Origin of the sequence: Lacinutrix jangbogonensis, from assembly GCF_000797445.1 — a bacterium.
Taxonomy (GTDB): Bacteria; Bacteroidota; Bacteroidia; order Flavobacteriales; family Flavobacteriaceae; genus Lacinutrix; species Lacinutrix jangbogonensis.
On the sequence record NZ_JSWF01000017.1, the window covers coordinates 91244 to 107685 of the forward strand.

Sequence of the window (16442 nt, forward strand, 5' to 3'; positions counted from 1 at the left end):
CAATAAAAGGAATCTCTTTGTCAAAAAAACAATGGAGTTATTTTTAGTGGCATTTGGTGCCTTATTCTCAATCATGAACCCTCTAGGAACAGTGCCTGTTTTTGTTGGTTTAACTCAAGAACACAGTAAAAAAGAACGAGCAGTTACCGCTTTTTGGACAGCGATAGATGTGCTTGTTATTTTGCTATTGTCATTCTTTGCAGGTAAATACATTTTGTCCTTTTTTGGTATTAGTTTAAATGCTTTAAAAATTGCTGGAGGATTAATTATAGCTTCTTCTGGTTTTGCTCTATTAACAGGCAAGTTTAGAGAGCATAAAGGTATGAAACGTAAAAAAGTACAAGAAGATATTCAGAATCGTGAAGCTATAAGTTTAACACCATTAGCAATACCTATGCTTGCTGGGCCAGGAACTATTTCATTGTTAATTGCTTACAATCAAGAATTTCAAATGATTTCAGAAATTATGACAATACTTGGTGCCATGTTTTTAGCAGCTTTCACCATTTATTTGATTTTAAAAAGCGCTCATTTAATAGTGAAATTCTTAGGAGCTTCAGGTATTAATGCACTTTCAAGAATTATTGGTTTTATTGTTATTGCCATAGGCGTGGAGTATATTATTGTTTCTATAACATCAATATTTAGAAATCTGTAATACTTTTATATGCTGCACTATTTTTTTATTCAATAATTACAAAGGAATATTCCCATGTTTTCTATTAGGTAGAACCTCTTCTTTGTTTTCGAGCATTGCAAATGCTTTAATAAGCTTTCGTCTTGTGGTTTCAGGAAGGATAACTTCATCTATAAAACCACGTTCTGCGGCTTTGTAAGGATTAGCAAATAACTCAGCATATTCAGCTTCTTTTTCTAGTAGTTTTTCTTCAGGATTGTCTGCTGTTGTGATTTCTTTTCTAAAAATAATTTCACTGGCACCTTTGGCTCCCATAACTGCAATTTCTGCACTAGGCCAAGCGTAATTTAAGTCTGCTCCAATATGTTTAGAGTTCATAACATCATAAGCTCCACCATAAGCTTTTCTCGTAATAACAGTCACTTTTGGAACTGTAGCTTCACTTAATGCATATAGTAATTTTGCACCATGAACAATAATGCCGTTCCATTCTTGATCGGTTCCTGGTAAAAATCCTGGAACATCAACCAGCACTAATAATGGAATATTAAAAGCGTCACAAAAACGTGTAAAACGTGCAGCTTTACGTGAACTATTTACATCTAAAACACCTGCTAAAAACAGTGGTTGATTCGCAACAATACCAACACTTTTACCTGCAATTCTAGCAAAACCTACTAAGATGTTTTCTGCGTAATTTTTATGAATCTCAAAGAAGCTGTCTTCATCAATAATCCCTTTTATTACCGCATGCATATCATAAGGCTTATTCGCATTTTCAGGGATAATTGACGCTAATTCCGTTCTAGTTTCTTCTCCCAATGTAAACTCTAAATCTTTAGGTTTCTCTACATTGCTTTGTGGTAAATAGCTTAGTAAACGTTTAATATCTTCTAAGCATTCTATATCATTAGGAGAGGTGATATGTGCTACTCCAGATTTTGTAGAGTGTGTGCTCGCGCCTCCTAATTCTTCACTGGTTACTTCTTCATTAGTTACCGTTTTTACAACATTTGGACCAGTAACAAACATGTAACTGGTGTCTTCAACCATCATAGTAAAATCTGTCATTGCAGGCGAATAGACAGCACCTCCAGCACATGGTCCCATAATTGCTGAAATCTGAGGAATCACTCCTGAAGCCTTCACATTTCTATGAAAAATATCTGCATAACCACCTAATGACCGCACACCTTCTTGTATTCTTGCGCCTCCAGAATCGTTTAGACCTATTAAAGGTGCTCCAACTTTTAAGGATAAATCCATGATTTTACAAATCTTCTCAGCGTGAGTTTCTGACAAAGCACCACCAAAAACCGTAAAATCCTGAGCAAACACGTACACCAATCGACCATTAATAGTTCCGTAACCCGTAATAACGCCATCACCAGGAAACAGTTGGTCTTGCATTCCAAAATCTACAGTTCTATGTGTTACTAATGCACCAATTTCTTCAAAAGATCCTTCATCCATTAAATAAGCGACGCGCTCACTTGCTGTTAATTTTTTCTTTTGGTGTTGTTTGTCTATTCTAGCTTGTCCGCCTCCTAGTTTAGATTGTGCTAGTTTGTCTTGTAATATTTTTATTTTGGATTCCATAGTTTTCTATTAATACACTTCGACAAGCTCAGTGTGACATCTGTAATATAATTGTAATTCTAGTTGTTAGGGATTCTAAGTAGCTTTTGATCTTCTAAATATTGTTTTGCAGCTAAAAGGGCAGCTATTTTAGCTTCTCGTTCTGTTTCTTGTTTTAAAGCTTCGGGCGAATAGTAATTTTTTACAAAATGTGTATCAAAGTCACCAGATTTAAACGCCTCATGTTCAAAAACAAACGTGCCAAATGGCAAAGTGGTTTGTATGCCTTTTACGTGGTAATTAGAAATGGCTTTAAGCATGAGTGCTATGGCTTCCTCTCGTGTTTTACCGTAAGTAATTAATTTAGCGAGCATGGGATCGTAATAAATTGGCACATCCATGCCTTCCTCAATACCGTTATCTACTCGAATACCTTCTCCTTCTGGTGTTTTATAAACGTCTAGATGGCCAACACTAGGTAAGAAGTTGTTTAAAGGGTCTTCTGCATAAACACGTAATTCTAAAGCATGACCGTTAATTTTAAGATCTTCTTGTTTTATATCTAAGGCTTCACCAAGCGCAACTTTAATTTGCAATTCTACTAAATCTACTCCTGAAATTATCTCACTTACAGGATGCTCAACTTGTAACCGTGTATTCATTTCTAAAAAATAGAAATTTTTGTTTTCATCTAATAAAAATTCAACAGTTCCAGCGCCAACATAATCACAAGCTATTGCGACTTTAATAGCTGCTTGTCCCATTTTTTCACGTAATTCTGGCGTTAAAATAACACTAGGAGCTTCTTCAACTACTTTTTGATGACGCCTTTGAATACTACATTCGCGTTCAAAAAGATGAATAACATTACCATGAGTGTCTGCCATTATTTGAATTTCGATATGTCTTGGTGATCCAACATATTTTTCGATAAATACAGAGCCATCACCAAAAGCATTGACTGCTTCGCTAATGGCACGATTCATTTGCGATTCGAATTCGTTTTCGTTTTCAACAATACGCATACCTTTTCCGCCACCACCGGCTGATGCTTTAATTAATATTGGAAAGCCAATACCTTTAGCTATTTTTTTAGCTTCTGGTATGTCTGTAATCGCTTGATCCGTTCCTGGCACCATTGGTATATTGTAGGCCTTTACAGCGTCTTTAGCTGCAAGTTTACTTCCCATAACTCTAATAGCATGAGATTTAGGGCCAATAAATGCGATGTTGTTTTTTTCGCATAGTTCAGCAAAATCTGCGTTTTCACTTAAAAAGCCATAACCAGGATGAATGCCATCTACGTTTAAACTTTTAGCGACTTCAATAATTTTATCTCCCAATAAATAAGATTGATTAGAAGGTGCTTCACCTATTAAAACCGCTTCATCAGCATATTTTACGTGTGTTGCATTTCTGTCTACTGTTGAATATACGGCAACCGTTTTAATACCCATTTTATGAGCTGTACGCATCACTCTTATTGCGATTTCGCCACGATTAGCGACTAGTATTTTTTTCATTTCCATTCTAACCTTCCCAAAAGGAAGGAATTTTTATTTATTCAAATGCGATTAGCAAGTCACCTTTGTCAACCGTGTTTCCTTTTGTTCCAGAAATAGATTTAATAATTCCTTCTCGAGGTGATAAAATGCTATTTTCCATTTTCATAGCTTCTAATATTAAAAGAGGCGTGTCAACACTAATTTTTTCACCTACTTTCACCATAATGTCCAAAATTAAACCAGGCATTGGCGCTTTGATATCGCTAATAACTTTAGAAGCACCAACTTCGAATCCCAAAGCTTTAATTAATACATCTAAATCATTCTCAATAATAACAGAATAGCTGTTATTATTGACTTTTACTTCATATGTTTTTGTATTGAAATCTGCTTCAGTAATTTCTGTTTTGTACGCCTTATTATCCTGCAGCACATGAAATTTTGAATCAGAAACTTTAATACTATCTAAAGTAGAAGCTTCTTCACTTGAAATATTAAATACGGTAGCATTATTAACTTTTATCTTGAAATTTTCATTCATAATTATTCAATTTAAATGAGAGTAAATATATAAACCTTAAGTTGGATTATTATTAAATATTTACTAATTTTTTATAGACCTCATTTTTTCTTCATTAGAGTTGTTGGTCTTAAGAAATTAGTTTTTTAATGTGACTGTTTATTGCTTGTTTTAAATATTAATGTCACAACTTATATTCTCTTTTATAATAGGGTTTGAGTTCGTGATAATATTTGAATTTATATTGAAGTAACACTTTGTTTAAACAATGTAACTTATTGTTATTTAAATTAATAAGTTTTAAGACTATGTTTTTTTATTTTAAATATTTGTTATCAATTAACATCTTTAAAACGAGAATTGTTTTGGTGTCTTTTTATCGCTTTTCGCGACAATACAATTCCAATAATTAATGATACAAAAGCGCCTACCCAAATGCCTGGAATAAAGTCGATAAACAGGAAGAAGTCGTAAGCACCATGAAATAAAATAGCGAATCCTAATCCTGTTAAATTTAGAAGCATTCTGTTGTTCGAGAATTTTGCTTTTCCCATAAAATAGCCCATTAATATTCCAAAAGTAGCATGCGCAGGAATTGCTGTAAAAGCTCTAAGTAATGCGGTTCCTGCACCACTCTCTAAAACATAGAATATGTTTTCTGTTGCTGCAAAACCCATAGAAACCATTACTGCATATACAATACCATCAAATTGTTCGTTGAAGGCTTTGTTTCTTTGTGCGAATAGTAAAACAATTAAATACTTGCTTAATTCTTCAGAAAAACCAACCACAAAAAAAGCTTGAATAAATTGTTGAAAGACACTTAAACTGTCGGTTAGTGGTAGAGCTAAATTAAACAGGCCATAAAGCACCGTTGTAATGATAATGCTTACAATTGCACCCAATAAAAAGGAAATTATTAAAAGGCGTTTAGGTTCTTTTTCATATTTATCTTTTAAATAAATGTAGAAAATAACAACGGCAACAGGAGCTAGAGCGAATAGGATTAAATTCATTAAGCTAATGTAATAAATAAAGAGATAACCCTAACCTGTCTTTTGAAGGAATGAAGTACAAATATTTAGGATTATCGTGAAAAAAATATTGAGATATGATCACGCTTTTCTTTTAATAGAAACGCTTAGAATGAAAGTATTACTATGAGTTAGATTAAAATTTGTTTTTACGATTTTGTAAAGGTTACATAAATATGTTTTGCTTCATATACATAATAATTTAAGTTACTTTTTCTAAAATAGCCTCAATAACCTTATTGTAGTAGTCTTTGTTGCTGGCCACAAAATGATCATTATTTTCAGAATTATCTAATAGTTCGTGAAAATCATACATGTTCACTAGCTTTAGAGCTTCTACTTCTTCTTTTTGAGGGATGAGTTGATTTATATCTACTATCAATTCAGCTATAAAAGTATGATGAAATTCGTTGTCAGTAATACCGTTAGGATACGATTGAAAACATTCGAATACACCAATTTTATGGAGTTCATCTTCAGTAACCTCTAAACCAATTTCTTCTTCAATTTCTCTAACGGCTCCAGATTTAATAGTTTCTCCAGCATCTATATGTCCTGCAACGCTTACATCCCAAAGTAGTGGGTAAATAGCTTTTGTAGCTGCGCGCTGTTGTAATAGAATTTCACCTTCTGCGGTATAAAACCAAATATGGGCTGTGTTATGATAATAACCTTTACTGTGTATTATAGATTTAGCAGCAGTTTTACCTGTTGGTTTTCCAGTTTTGGTGACAATGTCTATGTATTCTTCCATAGTGTTAATGTAAAAATATGTAATGCTATTTATAATTTGGTTAAAATTTGAAAAGATTGTTTTATAAAGTTATTTATACAAAGTACAGTAAAAATCTAAAGTTGCTTTTGAATATAATTTGAGCGCATAATCCTCTAATGTTATACTATTTACTAACTTTGGATTTTGTTTTAATAGTTTCTTCCTATTTAATCTATTGCTTATCTCATAAGGCAATTTAAGAAGTATTGATGGCAATATATTTTGAATTTTTAAAATATCTAATCTTAATATGTGTTCAACAGATTGTTTGTTTTTTTAATAATAGGCGTCCGTTTTTTTATTACCTTCAATAGTATAGTTTGCAAATGTGTTTTTAATTAAATTAGTAATTTCAGTAAAATTATATTCTTTATAATGCCAAGGATTTCGGGCTATAGTTTTTGTAGCATTTGGTGTTGTAATGTAGGCTTTGCCATTTGGTTTTAAAATACGATAGATCTCTTTAATAAAGCATTTTACATCTTTTATGTGTTCTATAACTTGAAATGAAATAATAACATCAAAACTATTGTCTTTTAAATTAGATAAAGGAGGGATATTTTGACATAATATATTTGTTGTTGGGTGCTTTTTTTTAATGTTATTTAAAACTTTTTTAGATTTATCAATAACAGTTAAATAGTTAATGTTTTTATTTATTAGACTAATTCCATAACCTTCTCCACAACCAATTTCAAGAACATCTCCATAAGTCTTGTTAGTAGTTATGCTGTAGGCTTTCAAAGTTCTTTGAAATAATGCGTTGTCTGATTTTATATGAGAAGAAGTTATTTTAGTTGAATATGAGATCATTAATTAAAATATTAGTAAGGCCAGTTTTTCTTTTGCCATAGTATGTATTCTGTTTCAAAAGTATTAAAACGGTTTTGGTATTCGTTTTTTGTTATTTCGTCACCAGGAAATTGAGCTATCATTTGTAAATACATTTGTTTTAGTTTTTCGGCATGTCTTACATTAATAATGGGATGTGGTGGATTAAAAGAGGTTATCCAGGTTAATTCTTCCCATATATTAGTCATCGCTAAAGCACATATTTCTTCAGATTTTTTTTGTAATCCAGCTCTCTTATAAAGTTTTCCCAAAGCATAAGCATATTGCTTATAAGCAATTGTTTTATTAGGGAAAAGCGTAAACGATTTATCAACAACTGCAATGGCTTGTTTTGTTTTACCTTCTTCTAATAATGCTTGTGCTAAATAATAATAATTACGTCTTAAAATATCTTGAACATAAACTCTGTTTTCTTGTTTTATAAATTTTGTTTCATCATTTAACCCCTTAAATTGTAGTGTATCCATTAAGTAAGGGTACATCATTTTTGTATTTACAATTTTTGGATTTGCCAACGCGTCTTTTCTTTGAATAGGAATTAATTGTTCTACCATTCCATTTTGAACAAAGTAGTTTTGCAATCCTAAGTAATGACTGTCTTTACTATTTATAGCAAAACATATTGGTCTATCATGTATGTTATTTGTAATCACGTTAAATAGTACAATGTCATTTAATCCATAGAATTTTTTAGGGTAATCCCATTTTATTTCTGAAGTATAGAAAGCATTTAATTCATGAGCAACTAGACTCTTCTTTTTTATTTTTAAAGTGTCTATTGGAATGGAAAAAGTTGTTGAAGGCATATAATGTTTTAGCTTTCCGTTCCAGTTAATTTTGGTGTTACTATCTTTAAAAAAATCGAATAATAGAGGCAGTATTGCGGCTTTATTTGTTTCTCGTTGCAATGGTATTAACTTGTCTACACCATTGATGTAGAAATCGTTTTCTAAAGTGAATTTAATAGGTTTAGAGGTGTTTATTTTTTGCTTTAGTTTTTCTATATGTTTGTCTAAATTCATTTGATCAAAATTTAGTACTCTAACATCTGTTCTATACTTTTCTACTTCTTGTAAATACCATAGCGGAAACGTCATATTATCACCATTAGTAATAAGTATTGCTTGCTCTGGACAGGCATCTAAATAGCCTTTTGCAAAATCACGAGGAAAAGTATCGTAACTGCGTTGATGATCATCCCATCCTTTAGCTAGGAGTTGCAGTGGAGCGCCAATAAAAACAAGAATAGAAGCAACAATTAAACTTATTTTACTTGACGCTATACATTTTAACGCATTATAAAATAAGTTAATAGACAAGCCAATCCAAAGTGAAAAAATAACAAAAGAACCAATAAAAATATAATCACGCTCTCTAATCATAATACTAGAAGGCGTAGGATTAATGTATAAAGTAATACCTAAGCCAAAGGCTAAAAAGAGAAATAGTGTTGTTAAAAGATAGTGTTTATGTCTTATAAGTGACACTAAGCCTAAAAGACCTAAAATAAAAGGGATAAAATAATACGTGTTTCTACTTTTATCGTTTTTATAACGTTCTGGTGTATTAGAATAGTCGCCAACTCTAGATTTATCAATAAAGTTTATTCCGCTTACCCAATTCCCGTCTTTTATATAGCCAACACCATGATTATTGTTTTGCTTTCCAATAAAATTCCAATAGAGGTAGCGCAGATTTAGCCATGACACTTGGTAATCCATAAAAAAGCTAAAGTTCTCTTTATAGGTTGGTTTATAAATTGTTTTGGTTTCACCATTAACAGGATAATCAATAGGTTCTCCTTTAATTGTAGTCCAAGATTTGTATTTGCTTTCATTTCTAGCATCATATAATCTAGGAAATACCATTGAAAACTCTTCAGCATAATTTACAAGCATTGCGTCACCATTATCCACAGTAACATACTTTTGTTTACTAGGATTAAAAGTTAATGTTGGTTTCCCTTTAGAGAAAGAATTGTCTTTGTCTAAAGGCGCATTGTAGGTGTACCCATTTAAAAGCGGAATACTCCCAATTCCAAATTGATCACCTTTAATATAGTGAAGCATTCTATTGCTAGTACTCACTCCATTTGCAATTAATGTATTTGCATTAGCTCTTTGTAATGGCATGATATAAACGCTAAATCCTATTAAAAAAAACAGAAGCGCTAGAGTAATGTGTTGTAATGTGTATTTCCTTTTTTTGTGAGTTATCCAGAGTATAGACGAGAAGAATATAACGAGTAAGAGTAACATGATTATTACACCAATATTCACCTTTAATTTTAAAGTATTTACTAACCAAATATCTATAAAAGAAGTGATTTTTATAAGGCCTTGAATTGCAAAAAAGTAAATGCTAAAAAATAGAACACATCCAATAATTAATGAGATCACTATGTTTTTTATACTTAGCCCGAATTTTTTATAAGTAAACAATAGTGATAACGGAATAATTATAGAAATTAATATAAGGTGTGTTCCAGAAGCAATCCCTAATAATAACGCAAATAATAAAAGTAGCTTTATCTCTTTTTGCTTATTGATAGTGCCTTCCCATTTTAACATAACGTAAAACATAATAATCAGTAATGCAAATGAAAGCGTATAGACTTCGGCTTCTGTCGCTGCTACCCAAAAACTACTTGAAAAAGCTAGGGTTAAAGCGCTAGTTACACCAGTAAAATAGGGTAGGTAAGTGGTTTCGAAACGCGATTTATGTACCTGTATTTTTGTTGTAATATAATACGTTGTTTTAAAGAGAAACGTTACTGCAAGAGCTCCAAAAAAACCAGAAATTAAATTAGAAATAAAAGCTGCTTTTGTAGCAGTAAAAAATTGTAAAATCACACTACAAAGCATCGTGTAAAAAGGAGAACCAGGAGGATGAGTTGCTTGTAAATTATGGCTGCTTGAAATAAATTCTGGACCATCCCAAAATGGAATCGTTCTAGAGGCAGAAATAGCGTAGATAATAAAAACAAGCATAAAAAGAATTAAGCTTACAATTCTTTCACTCTTTATCATCTTTATAACTTGGTTTTATTAATTTCTAGCAAGATAATAGAAATAATAATTAAAAATAAATATTAGTTTTCTATTAAATCAACTATTTCTTTGCTGCCTAAAAGTATAATTCCTGTGTTACCAATATCCCAATGCACGTTTTGGTATTTCTTGTTAATTATTATTTTAATTAAAGATTGCCAAGATTCTAATAATCTAGCCTTCTCATCTCTTGGTAGCATTCCATTATTAATCCCTTTTGCGATTGTGTATACCGAAAGTGCATTAATAAAGAATTTATCAGGGTTTGTATACTCTTTTTCTTTTTTTAACTCATCATCTAAAGACCTTTTGTATAAATCAAAAATGTCTTTAGTGGCATAATTATCGTCTTCGTTTATTAAGGTTAACAGTTTAGATAAAGTAACAGTTTTAATAGCATCGTTAATTTTATTTATGCTTTCAATATTTAATGCGTTAAGTTTATTTAAAAAAGGTCTGTCATTTTTTGTGTTAAAATGCCAAATGAGATCTTCTACAGCAAGTGTTTCGAATTCTTCCTCTTCTTCTTCGTATTGGATTATATTATCCAATTCATTTTTGTAACGGTTATCATTAGTTAAATCCCAAAAGGCTTTTATACCATCGCAAAAAACGCCATATTTATAATCTGTTTTTTTTATGTTTTCTGAAGGGTTTTCTAGTTGCCAATCCAGTAGTTCTCTGGTAAGAAGAATAATATTTTTACTAGAAAGGGTATTATCGATTTCTGGATACTCAGCATCTATTTTTATTGCAGATTGATACCTATCTTTAAATGCTATTTGTGTTTTTTTATCTTGAGCACTAAGCGAATAGCTAATGTATTTTGTGTTTTGAACCCAAAGGACTTGAGGACTGGTTTCTTTTTTAGCATTTTTTATAGCGAAAGGTCTAATATTATTTTTAGTAGAATTACTAGTTATTTTTTCTATAGCCCAAGATTTTCCTTCATTGTTTGTAATCCATTTTTCAATTTCAAAAATGCCTTTTCTTTTTACAGAGAGATATAATGTGTTTGGAGATTCATGATCTATAGTAATACCACCAGAGTAATTAGGTTCTAATTCTTCACTTCCTTCTGGAGTTTCAGGAAACCAATTACCAGAGTTTACCAAATTGTAATTAATCCACTCATTGTTTTTCCAAATAGCATAACAATAAATATGGTTCTCTGAATCAGGAAATTTTACATAAACAAGAATTGGGTCTCCATTTTTGTTCTGTGCAATATCCCAATTCCAAACGGTATTGTTTTCGGAAGTTTGTTTGTAAATAACATCTAAATCTTGCTGTTGTATTGGTAATTGAGCAACAGTCTTTATTTTCTTACCATTGGCTTTATAAAACGCACCATTTTCATAATACATGTAATACAATGCATTTGAAACTTCTTTAGTTGGGTGTCCATCTGTAAACGTAAAATGAATTTTAGAAACACCGTCTGAATACACTTTAGTATACGGAACACGCATAGCATTAACTTCTTCTGGCATAAATAGAATTTTTCCAGAGCTCCAGGTGTTTCCATTATCGCTTGAAGTTGCATAAGTAGGTTTTAAATCTACACCTCGCCAAAAAAGAAAAATTTTATCATTTTCGGCACTTAATTGAATAGGGTTTGTGTAAGTATGGTTTAAATTTTTTGCGTTTTTGTATACGTCTTTATCATTTAAATATAATTCTTTAACGGGTCTCCAATCTTCTATACTTTCTGGTGTATTAGATTTCAACATATAGAGCGGTTTTTCGCCTTGCAAATGCGAGCTAAAGAACATTATTAAATATCCATTTTTATCAATTAATATTGATGGATTGTTGTGGTCGTCTATTTCAAGATTATCAAAAATAACTTTAGAGTTCAATGCTTTTGTAGTGTGGTCGAAATAAGCAACATGTATGTCTCCATAATTATCTACCCAACCAGTATAGGTTCTTTTATGTTCGCCTTCAAAATAAACTGCTCTTGGGTCTGTAAACCAACTCCAAATGCCATTAAACGTTATGGATTGATAGTTTTTTGAGTGTACAGTTTTACTAGCCTCATTTATATTAGAAACGTTTTGTGCGTCAACAAAAAAAATGTTTGCTAAAAGGAATAGGAATAAGACTCTAAAGTTCATAAATATTAATTCTAATAGAAATCATTACCAAATAAAAACATGTGGTAATGATTACATTTATAAAGAGTTAGAGCTCTTAGATTTGTATTTTGTAATTTAATATGCATTGTGATTTTTTTTTCAAAAAAAAGAATTTTTTTATAGAATTATGTTTTTTATCGATTATCTGTTTTATTTTATCGTTATAGTAAAATTATTTTACAATTAAGTTAACTTAAGTTAACTTAATTTATTAAATTTGTTTTGCTGTTAGTCTATTACCAACACTTTGGCTTATTATTTTTAAATTAATTCAGCCAAATTAAATATTTAAATTTAGTATTAAAGGTTTTTTTTAGTCATTGTTTTATGCTAATCATTAAACGTTAAAACCATTTAAATTTTTACAAATTTAATAAATGAATTACAAGTCTGTAAATATCGTTTTATTTCTTTTTTTAGCCATTAGCCTATCTACTTATGCTCAAAAAGGCAGCAATAGGATTGATAAAGAGTTTCCAACACCAATTTCATTTCCATTCGATTTTTTAGGAAACTATTCTGGTAATTTAAGAGTGTCTAATGCTACAGGTACACTAGCAAACCACCCTACAGAATTTTCAATTAAAGAAACAGAGACTAAAGGTGAATTTGTTTATAGCATCTCTTATTTTATAGGTAAAGAAAAACAGGCAATTAACTACCAACTCAGAACTATTGATCAAGACAAAGGATTTTATGCTATAAAAGACGATTCTGGCATGGAATTTACAGCCATACAAATAGAGAATATTTTATATTCAACAGTAGAAATAGACAACACTATTTTATTTACAACATTACATTTTACAAACGACGAAAAAGTACGTTTAAATATTTTCCTTTCGGAAAAAGTAACTGTAAATAAGAAAAATAAAAATCAAGCAAAATCTGCTAATATTGTTTTAATGCAAAAAGCAGTTTTTAGTAAAGTATACAATTAACACTAAACACTAAATTAAACCACACCATTATGAAGAAATTTTATCTTTTATTATGTGCAGTATTACTTTCCGTAGTAAGCATGCAAGCACAAACCCTTAACGAAACCCAAGGAATTAATGGAGTGGATATTTCATCTGGAGTGAATATTACCTCAGGAGATTTCAATACTTTTTATGGCGATAGTACAGGAAGTTTTATAACTTCTGGCTCAAGAATGGTACTCATGGGTTACGCTGCTGGTCGTAGTATGACCACGTCAAGTGAGTTAATAGCCATTGGTTACCTTGCAGGATACTCTAATACCTCAGGTTTCGATAACACATTTATAGGTTATGAAGCAGGACGTTTAAATACGTCTGGTGGCGATAACACCTTTATAGGTGCGGAATCTGGAGAAATGAACACTACTGGTTATGATAACACGTTCGTTGGAGAGGAATCTGGAACGAATAACACCACAGGTTATGAAAATACATTCATTGGAGAAGATGCAGGTTTTAGTAATACTACAGGTTATAAACAAACTTTTATTGGTAATGAAGTAGGAATATCATCAGACGTTGGTTACAGAAATACAGGTGTTGGTAGTGAGTCTATGAGTGATGTAGACGAAGGTCACCATAATACAGGTCTAGGAGATTCTGCAGCTATAGATATTGGAGATGGTATTTATAATACTATGGTTGGAGCAGCAGCAGGTGTTGCAACAGAATATGGAGATTATAACACCTTTATTGGTGCACAAGCCGGTTGGGATAACAACCGTACAAACAATACAACAAACGCAAACCACAATACGTATTTAGGGTTCTCTGCGGGTTTTACAAACAGAGAAGGACAATATAATGTAGGTATTGGGTCGTTAGCAGATTTTGATAACAACAACAGATCTAACGCTCTCTTTATTGGATATGATCTTACTGTAGGTAACAACAACATTCTTGGAATTGGTAACAGAGCCTTTGCAGATGGACAATACTCGGTTTCTTTAGGACACGATCATGATATAAGAGGACAAAACTCTATTATGATGGGTTATTTAGGAAACATGCAAGCCTTAGCCGATTATTCAGTTGGTATTGGAGATAGAGTCGATATTGAAGAAAATGACGTGGTAGGTATTGGTAATTTAGTAGATGTTGACAATCAACAAGCGGTTGCTATAGGTTCTAATACGGTAGCGCAAAATGATGGTGCCATTGTAATTGGTTATGCAGCTACTTCAACAGATCCAACCGCTTTAGATCCTACAAATAATATTGCTATTGGACATTCAGTAAATGTACAAGGTACAAATGCTGTTGCTATTGGTAATGCTGCAACAGCTTCAAATGATAATACAATGGTATTAGGTGGAGTTACAAATCCACTAAGTGTTGGTATTGGTACAGATACACCAAACGCAAAAGCATCTTTAGACTTAACAGGAACAACCAAAGGGTTACAACTAAACCGTATGCTAACAGCAGAACGTACTGCATTTGGAACGACTTTAGCAGTTGTTGATGAAGGAATGGTTGTTTATGATAACGAATTAGATAATATGTACTATTGGGATGGAACAGCTTGGCAAACAAGTTCAAATACCGATGGACAAGCACTTTCAGTAGCAGCAAATGTATTAAGTATAACAGGCGATGCTGGTACAGTAGATTTATCTGGATATTTAGATAATACTGATACACAAGCACTTTCAGTAGCAGCAAACGTATTAAGTATAACGGGCGATGCAGGAACAGTAGATTTATCTAGTTATTTAGATAATACAGATACACAAACCTTAGCATTAGATGGTTCAAATAACTTAAGTATTGCAGGTGGAAACAGTGTTGATTTATCTGGTTTATCAGATGGAACAGGAACAGACTCTCAAACTTTAGCATTAGACGGTTCAAATAACTTAAGTATTGCAGGCGGAAACAGTATAGATTTATCAGGATTAGCCGATGGAACAGGAACAGATTCACAAACTTTAGCCTTAGATGGTTCAAATAACTTAAGTATTGCAGGCGGAAACAGTGTAGATTTATCTGGTTTATCAGATGGCACAGGAACAGATTCTCAAACTTTAGTATTAGACGGTTCTAACAACTTAAGTATTGCAGGTGGAAACAGTGTAGATTTATCTGGTTTAGCCGATGGCACAGGAACAGATAGTCAAGCACTTTCAGTAGCAGCAAATGTATTAAGTATCACAGGAGATGCAGGAACAGTAGATTTATCTAGTTATTTAGATAATACAGATACACAAACCTTAGCTTTAGACGGTTCTAACAACTTAAGTATTGCAGGCGGAAACAGTGTAGATTTATCTGGTTTATCAGATGGAACAGGAACAGATTCTCAAACATTAGCATTAGACGGTTCTAACAACTTAAGTATTGCGGGTGGAAACAGTGTTGATTTATCTGGTTTAGCCGATGGTACAGGAACAGATAGTCAAGCGCTTTCTGTAGCAGCAAATGTATTAAGTATCACAGGTGATGCAGGAACAGTAGATTTATCTAGTTATTTAGATAATACAGATACACAAACCTTAGCTTTAGACGGTTCAAACAACTTAAGTATTGCAGGCGGAAACAGTGTAGATTTATCTGGTTTAGCAGATGGTACAGGAACAGATTCTCAAACCTTAGCTTTAGATGGTTCAAGCAACTTAAGTATTGCAGGCGGAAACAGTGTAGATTTATCTGGTTTAGCAGATGGTACAGGAACAGATTCTCAAACTTTAGCATTAGACGGTTCTAACAACTTAAGTATTGCAGGTGGGAACAGTGTAGATTTATCTGGTTTAGCAGATGGTACAGGAACAGATTCTCAAACTTTAGCATTAGACGGTTCTAACAACTTAAGTATTGCAGGTGGAAACAGTGTAGATTTATCTGGTTTAGTAGATGGTACAGGAACAGATAACCAAAACTTAGCTTCTGCAACATTAAGTGGAAATACATTAACTGTAGCTATTGAAAGTGGAACTTCTGTAAACGTAGATTTATCTCCAATCTTAGCAACATTAGAAGCTGAAAACACAGCGCAACAATTACAAATTGATGATTTACTAGCAAGAATGGATGCACGTGAATTATGTGGATGTAATACCTTAACAGCTGTAGAACATAATCATGATGCTGAATCTAGAGGCCCTATTTTATACCAAAATATTCCAAACCCTTATAACGGAACAACATCTATTAAATATTTTGTACCAACAGATAATAAGAATGCTGCCATCGTATTTAGTAACAATGCAGGACAAGTTATAGATAACGTTGAACTTAAAAACTTAGGTGAGCAAGAAATATATTTTAATAGTGAGTCTCTTTCTAGTGGTTTATATTACTATACTTTATATGTTAATGGTAGTAGAATAGATACTAAAAAAATGATTGTAGATTAATTTAATTTTTA

The 16442-nt window shown here is 32.1% G+C and carries 11 protein-coding genes; 3 read left to right on the plus strand and 8 right to left on the minus strand.

What is annotated here, in order from left to right:
* Positions 1 to 31 precede the first annotated feature (31 nt).
* On the plus strand, positions 32 to 658 hold the full coding sequence (locus RH82_RS03580) for a MarC family NAAT transporter (protein WP_034058118.1): 627 nt from the start codon (positions 32 to 34) through the stop codon (positions 656 to 658).
* A gap of 36 nt (positions 659 to 694) precedes the next feature.
* Here RH82_RS03580 and RH82_RS03585 read toward each other — a convergent pair whose 3' ends face one another.
* The 8 genes from RH82_RS03585 to RH82_RS03620 form a co-directional block, all read right to left on the minus strand.
* On the minus strand, positions 695 to 2236 hold the full coding sequence (locus RH82_RS03585) for an acyl-CoA carboxylase subunit beta (protein WP_034058120.1): 1542 nt from the start codon (positions 2234 to 2236) through the stop codon (positions 695 to 697).
* A gap of 59 nt (positions 2237 to 2295) precedes the next feature.
* The gene (gene accC, locus RH82_RS03590) at positions 2296 to 3738 is read right to left on the minus strand and encodes an acetyl-CoA carboxylase biotin carboxylase subunit (protein ID WP_034058184.1); all 1443 of its coding nucleotides are present in this window, start codon (positions 3736 to 3738) and stop codon (positions 2296 to 2298) included.
* 37 nt (positions 3739 to 3775) lie between these two features.
* Positions 3776 to 4261, minus strand: coding sequence for an acetyl-CoA carboxylase biotin carboxyl carrier protein subunit (locus RH82_RS03595; protein ID WP_034058121.1), 486 nt, complete (start codon positions 4259 to 4261; stop codon positions 3776 to 3778).
* 314 nt (positions 4262 to 4575) lie between these two features.
* Positions 4576 to 5256, minus strand: a complete 681-nt coding sequence (locus tag RH82_RS03600) for a PrsW family intramembrane metalloprotease (protein ID WP_034058122.1) — start codon at positions 5254 to 5256, stop codon at positions 4576 to 4578.
* A gap of 220 nt (positions 5257 to 5476) precedes the next feature.
* Positions 5477 to 6028: an NUDIX hydrolase gene (locus tag RH82_RS03605; RefSeq protein WP_034058123.1), complete on the minus strand. Its 552-nt coding sequence runs from the start codon at positions 6026 to 6028 to the stop codon at positions 5477 to 5479.
* A gap of 297 nt (positions 6029 to 6325) precedes the next feature.
* The gene (locus tag RH82_RS03610) at positions 6326 to 6862 is read right to left on the minus strand and encodes a class I SAM-dependent methyltransferase (RefSeq protein WP_081979175.1); all 537 of its coding nucleotides are present in this window, start codon (positions 6860 to 6862) and stop codon (positions 6326 to 6328) included.
* A gap of 11 nt (positions 6863 to 6873) precedes the next feature.
* Entirely contained in the window at positions 6874 to 9930 is a 3057-nt protein-coding gene (locus RH82_RS03615; protein WP_034058125.1) for a protein O-mannosyl-transferase family, read from the minus strand.
* Positions 9931 to 9992: 62 nt separating this feature from the next.
* On the minus strand, positions 9993 to 12071 hold the full coding sequence (locus RH82_RS03620; RefSeq protein WP_034058127.1) for a BNR-4 repeat-containing protein: 2079 nt from the start codon (positions 12069 to 12071) through the stop codon (positions 9993 to 9995).
* Positions 12072 to 12469: 398 nt separating this feature from the next.
* Here RH82_RS03620 and RH82_RS03625 point away from each other — a divergent pair, with 398 nt between their 5' ends.
* Both RH82_RS03625 and RH82_RS17670 read left to right on the plus strand, forming a co-directional pair.
* Entirely contained in the window at positions 12470 to 13033 is a 564-nt protein-coding gene (locus tag RH82_RS03625; protein ID WP_034058128.1) for a hypothetical protein, read from the plus strand.
* A gap of 29 nt (positions 13034 to 13062) precedes the next feature.
* Complete coding sequence (locus tag RH82_RS17670; RefSeq protein ID WP_156112404.1) at positions 13063 to 16431, plus strand: T9SS type A sorting domain-containing protein; 3369 nt, start codon at positions 13063 to 13065, stop codon at positions 16429 to 16431.
* Positions 16432 to 16442 lie beyond the last annotated feature (11 nt).